General features: G+C 40.7%; 4 protein-coding genes, 5 tRNA genes and 2 rRNA genes. 10 read left to right on the forward strand and 1 reads right to left on the reverse strand.

Translation table 11 applies throughout. The features are described 5' to 3' along the window. The first annotated feature begins 107 nt into the window (after window positions 1–107). The 5 genes from rrf (C6H66_RS22980) to birA all read left to right on the forward strand — a co-directional run bounded on the left by rrf (C6H66_RS22980) (window position 108) and on the right by birA (window position 2,640). Window positions 108–223: ribosomal RNA gene (rrf, locus tag C6H66_RS22980) — 5S ribosomal RNA — on the forward strand. An 84-nt stretch (window positions 224–307) separates the two neighbouring features. Then, a tRNA-Thr gene (locus C6H66_RS22985) sits at window positions 308–383 on the forward strand. 22 nt (window positions 384–405) lie between these two features. Then, window positions 406–521 (forward strand): 5S ribosomal RNA (gene rrf / locus C6H66_RS22990). A 137-nt stretch (window positions 522–658) separates the two neighbouring features. Next, on the forward strand, window positions 659–1,684 hold the full coding sequence (gene murB, locus C6H66_RS22995; RefSeq protein ID WP_105396835.1) for a UDP-N-acetylmuramate dehydrogenase: 1,026 nt from the start codon (window positions 659–661) through the stop codon (window positions 1,682–1,684). Continuing rightward, window positions 1,681–2,640, forward strand: a complete 960-nt coding sequence (gene birA, locus C6H66_RS23000) for a bifunctional biotin--[acetyl-CoA-carboxylase] ligase/biotin operon repressor BirA (RefSeq protein WP_105396836.1) — start codon at window positions 1,681–1,683, stop codon at window positions 2,638–2,640. The genes murB and birA overlap by 4 nt, the downstream gene beginning before the upstream one ends. Window positions 2,641–2,684: 44 nt before the next feature. Here birA and coaA read toward each other — a convergent pair whose 3' ends face one another. Then, window positions 2,685–3,635 (reverse strand): type I pantothenate kinase, encoded by a 951-nt coding sequence (coaA, locus tag C6H66_RS23005; RefSeq protein ID WP_046396750.1) that lies wholly within the window; start codon window positions 3,633–3,635, stop codon window positions 2,685–2,687. 432 nt (window positions 3,636–4,067) lie between these two features. On the opposite strand from coaA, the gene C6H66_RS23010 reads away from it, so the two are divergent. The 5 genes from C6H66_RS23010 to C6H66_RS23030 form a co-directional block, all read left to right on the forward strand. Then, window positions 4,068–4,143: transfer RNA gene (locus tag C6H66_RS23010), tRNA-Thr, on the forward strand. Window positions 4,144–4,159: 16 nt separating this feature from the next. Continuing rightward, window positions 4,160–4,244: transfer RNA gene (locus C6H66_RS23015), tRNA-Tyr, on the forward strand. A 100-nt stretch (window positions 4,245–4,344) separates the two neighbouring features. Then, window positions 4,345–4,419, forward strand: a tRNA-Gly gene (locus C6H66_RS23020). Window positions 4,420–4,425: 6 nt separating this feature from the next. Further along, window positions 4,426–4,501, forward strand: a tRNA-Thr gene (locus C6H66_RS23025). 111 nt (window positions 4,502–4,612) lie between these two features. Next, the coding region (locus tag C6H66_RS23030) for a GTP-binding protein (protein WP_248000792.1) at window positions 4,613–4,852 on the forward strand (240 nt) is incomplete at its 3' end.

Raw genomic sequence — 4,852 nt, forward strand, 5'->3', positions numbered from 1 at the left:
CAGAAGTCGGAAGACAGAAGAGAGACAGATTTCAGCTTGTTCAGAGATTGGTTCCAATGGTTGTGTTGACGGAGAGTCAGACAAGGGTTGGAATAAAACGGAATATGCCTGGCGGCGATAGCGCGGCGGTCCCACCTGACCCCATGCCGAACTCAGCAGTGAAACGCCGTAGCGCCGATGGTAGTGTGGGGTCTCCCCATGTGAGAGTAGGACACTGCCAGGCTTTACTTTTAGTGTTGTGTTGCGATGAAAGGCAGCATGAAGCACGTTTAATTTTTTGCGCCAACAGTGAGTTTGGGCAACTATTGCTGATATGGCTCAGTTGGTAGAGCACACCCTTGGTAAGGGTGAGGTCCCCAGTTCGAATCTGGGTATCAGCACCATGATAACGAATTAAAGAATTTGTCTGGCAGCGATAGCGCGGTGGTCCCACCTGACCCCATGCCGAACTCAGCAGTGAAACGCCGTAGCGCCGATGGTAGTGTGGGGTCTCCCCATGTGAGAGTAGGGAACTGCCAGACTTTATTTTGAAACGGAAAGGCCATCCAGAGGGGTGGCCTTTTTGCATTTAATAAAGAACTAACTTATTTTTCCAACTGTTTTCCACGTCTATAGCTGATAAACTATTTATTAAATAGCTTTATTGAGTATTGAGTAAATGCTTTCTCTTAAAAAGTTTAATACCTTTGGGTTATCAGTCTATGCTAAACGTTTAGATATAGCTGAATCTGCCGAATCCTTATTAGCTTTATGGCAGAAAGCCAAAAGCGAAAAACAACCTGTGTTACTGCTTGGTGGTGGCAGTAATGTCTTATTTACTGCAAATTTTGAAGGAACTGTGATTCTGAATAGAATTATGGGGATTCAACAGCAGGAAACAGATGAATCGTGGCATTTACATGTAGGGGCAGGAGAAAATTGGCACGAATTAGTCTGCCATTCTCTTAAAAATCAAATCTATGGATTAGAGAATTTGGCTTTAATTCCTGGTTGCGCTGGTGCGGCACCAATTCAAAATATTGGTGCATATGGTATTGAGTTTAGAGATGTGTGTGAATATGTAGATGTTCTTAATCTAGAAACAGGGGAGCAAACGCGCTTTAGTGCTGGTGAATGTCAGTTTGGATATCGAGATAGTGTTTTCAAGCATAAATATAAAGCAAATTATTCTATTCTCTCCGTAGGATTATTGTTGAAAAAGAATTGGCAGCCGATATTGAACTACGGTGATCTAACTAGGCTGTCGAAAGACAATGTAACTCCTCAGCAGATTTTTGATTCAGTGTGTGCAATGCGCACCAGTAAATTACCTGATCCTGCAATGACAGGAAACGCGGGGAGTTTCTTCAAAAATCCAATTGTCAGTGCGGAAGTTGCGGCGAAAATAAAAGAAAATTACCCTGATAGCCCCCAATATCCTTACACACATGGAATGTTTAAATTAGCGGCGGGTTGGCTCATTGAACATTGTAATTTAAAAGGTTATCGCATTGGAGGTGCATCTGTGCATCTTAGACAAGCTCTGGTATTGATAAATCAGGAAAATGCTACAGGCAAAGATGTAGTCTCATTGGCTACCTACATTCGCCAGCAAGTGATAAGTAAGTTTGGTGTATTACTTGAACCTGAGGTTCGTTTTATTGGTTCTAAAGGCGAAATTGATGCTGCGGAATGTATTTCATGAAAGATATAACCGTGCCATTACAATTGATTAAGATTTTGTCTGACGGTGACGTTCATTCTGGTCAACAGTTAGGACAAGATTTAGGGATGAGTAGAGCTGGAATTAATAAACATATACAGACAATTCGTGAATGGGGAATTGAACTAGGAACAACTCCAGGCAAGGGCTATAGCCTTATGGCACCTATGCAGTTACTTGATGAATCTACTATTTTGCAATACTTGCCTCAGGATCGTATAACTGTTTTGCCAGTTATTGACTCGACTAATCAGTACTTGCTTGATCGTTTATCTGATTTGAAATCAGGGGATGCTTGTGTTGCAGAGTACCAGTATGCTGGCAGAGGGCGGCGTGGAAGGAAATGGGTTTCGCCCTTTGGTAAAAATCTTTATTTATCTATGTATTGGCGCCTTGAACAAGGACCTGCTGCTGCAATTGGATTGAGTCTGGTTGTTGGTATTGTTATTGCTGAGGTATTACATCGATTTGGCGCTGATAGAATTAGGGTAAAATGGCCAAATGATTTATATCTTGATGATAAGAAATTGGCGGGAATCTTAGTTGAACTAATAGGAAAGACTGGTGATGCGGCTCAGGTTGTGATAGGTGCGGGTATAAATATTTCGATGGATCATAAGGACGAAGAATCTATTAATCAGCAATGGATTAATTTGTTGCAAGCAGGAGTTGAAATTGATCGTAATAAATTGGCTGTAGAAATAATACTTGATCTAAGGAAAGCTCTAATTCAGTTTGAAAATGAAGGTTTGTCTTCATTTATTTCTCGGTGGTTTGAGTTAGATAATTTTATGGATAGATCGGTGAAATTAATTATTGGTAGTCAGGAAGTGTATGGTATAGCTAGGGGTATTAATCAGCAAGGTGCTTTGTTACTTGATCAGAATGGTGTTATAACCCCATATATCGGCGGGGAGATTTCTTTAAGAGGTTGTTAGAAACGACCGGAAGAGAAATGTCTTCCGGGTTCGGAAACTATTTTTTACTTACGTAGCCTTACACTTTCAATAGTGTGGTTAGTACCTTTTGTCATGATCAGGCTTGCGCGTTCTCGAGTTGGTAAAATATTTTGTTGCAAATTCAGTCCATTGATCTCTTGCCAGATATCAGATGCAGTATTTATAGCTTCTTCTTCTGATAGCTTGGAATAGCTATGGAAATAAGAGTCTGGATCGGAAAAAGCACCTTGGCGGAATTTTAAGAAACGACTGATATACCAACTCTTGAGTAATTCTTCTGGTGCGTCGACGTAGATAGAAAAGTCGACAAAATCAGAGACAAATACATGGTGTGGATCATGAGGGTAATCCATACCGCTTTGTAATACATTTAAACCCTCTAGAATCAAAATGTCTGGTTGTTTAATGAATTTTTGCTCATTTGGTACGATATCATAGGTAAGATGAGAGTAAACTGGCGCGGATACTTGTTTAGACCCCGATTTAATATCAGATACAAATTTCACTAAACTATGCATATCATATGATTGCGGGAATCCTTTCTTTTTCATCAGTCCACGTTCATTTAGCACGCTGTTAGAATGTAGAAAACCATCTGTAGTAATTAATTCTACACTTCTGTGTTCAGGCCAACGACTCAGTAGGGCTTGCAATAGACGTGCAGTAGTACTTTTACCAACAGCAACACTGCCAGCAATTCCTATGACATAAGGGACTTTTTGTCCATCAGTACCTAGAAATTGTTCGAGCACTGCTTGACGACGTAAATTTGAACTAATATAAAAATTGAGCAAACGAGATAAAGGAAGATAAATCTCAACAACTTCTTCTAAAGAAATTTCTTCATTAATTCCTTTTAAATCAATTAATTCTTCCTTTGTTAATGTCAGTGGAACTGAATCACGTAGGGTTGCCCATTGTTTACGATTGAATTGCAAATATGGAGTAGCCAAAAAAGGTTCTTTTTTATTCATAAACCAACATCTGCCTGTTTGTGCAGGTTGGACAAGTTGTACTAAACAACCTGTACCCGACAAAAAATAAATCGCATGATATCGACTGATGAGCGGCAGGCGTAGGCTTTTTTATATTTTTAGCGGTTTTTTTTTGTAAGAAATGCAGAATCGTAAGAAATTGAGTTGCTTTACTTAATGTTAGCTTTAGCTGTTTGTTTATCATGATGGAAATTTAAATGATACAAGATGAAGCGACCTATCAAGTTTTATCGGGCACTGTGATCAATTCCTTGATAGTTACAGGTAATTTTGTGTTTATTATTTGAGCCAAACATATTGAAAAAAACAGCTAATTGAATAAAAATGAGTGTTTTGTGACCGAATGATCAATGGGAGTAATTTTTTTGTTGCATAGTGCGCTCACACTGCCTAGAATGCGCAGCACTTGATGCCGGCATAGCTCAGTTGGTAGAGCAACTGACTTGTAATCAGTAGGTCCCGAGTTCGATTCTTGGTGCCGGCACCATTAAAAATTTAGAAAAGGTGGGGTTCCCGAGCGGCCAAAGGGAGCAGACTGTAAATCTGCCGTCACAGACTTCGAAGGTTCGAATCCTTCCCCCACCACCAAAGAATCAGATTTAATCTTGATATTTTTTTAGTACTTAATGAAAGTAAAATATATCGAGATCAACATACAGCTGATTAAAGTCAGGTAGCCGAGTTCAATGCGGGCATCGTATAATGGCTATTACCTCAGCCTTCCAAGCTGATGATGCGGGTTCGATTCCCGCTGCCCGCTCCAAGATGTGCTGATATAGCTCAGTTGGTAGAGCACACCCTTGGTAAGGGTGAGGTCGGCAGTTCGAATCTGCCTATCAGCACCATTTCCTTAATGTCCTTGTCTCCCGATTTTATTCCTGTAAACGATATTCAACGAGCAACTGCTTGGTTGATGTGGTGGAACCACCGATTCCGTGTCTTAGAGGGACAATCTAATGTCTAAAGAAAAGTTTGAACGTACAAAACCGCACGTTAACGTTGGTACTATCGGCCACGTTGACCACGGTAAAACTACCCTGACTGCTGCTATCACTACTGTACTGGCTAAAACCTACGGTGGTAACGCTCGTGCATTCGACCAAATCGATAACGCGCCAGAAGAAAAAGCGCGTGGTATCACCATCTCTACTTCTCACGTAGAATACGACACCCCAAGCCGCCACTATGCGCACGTT

This window comes from Photorhabdus hindustanensis, from assembly GCF_002968995.1.
Classification (GTDB): Bacteria; Pseudomonadota; Gammaproteobacteria; order Enterobacterales; family Enterobacteriaceae; genus Photorhabdus; species Photorhabdus akhurstii.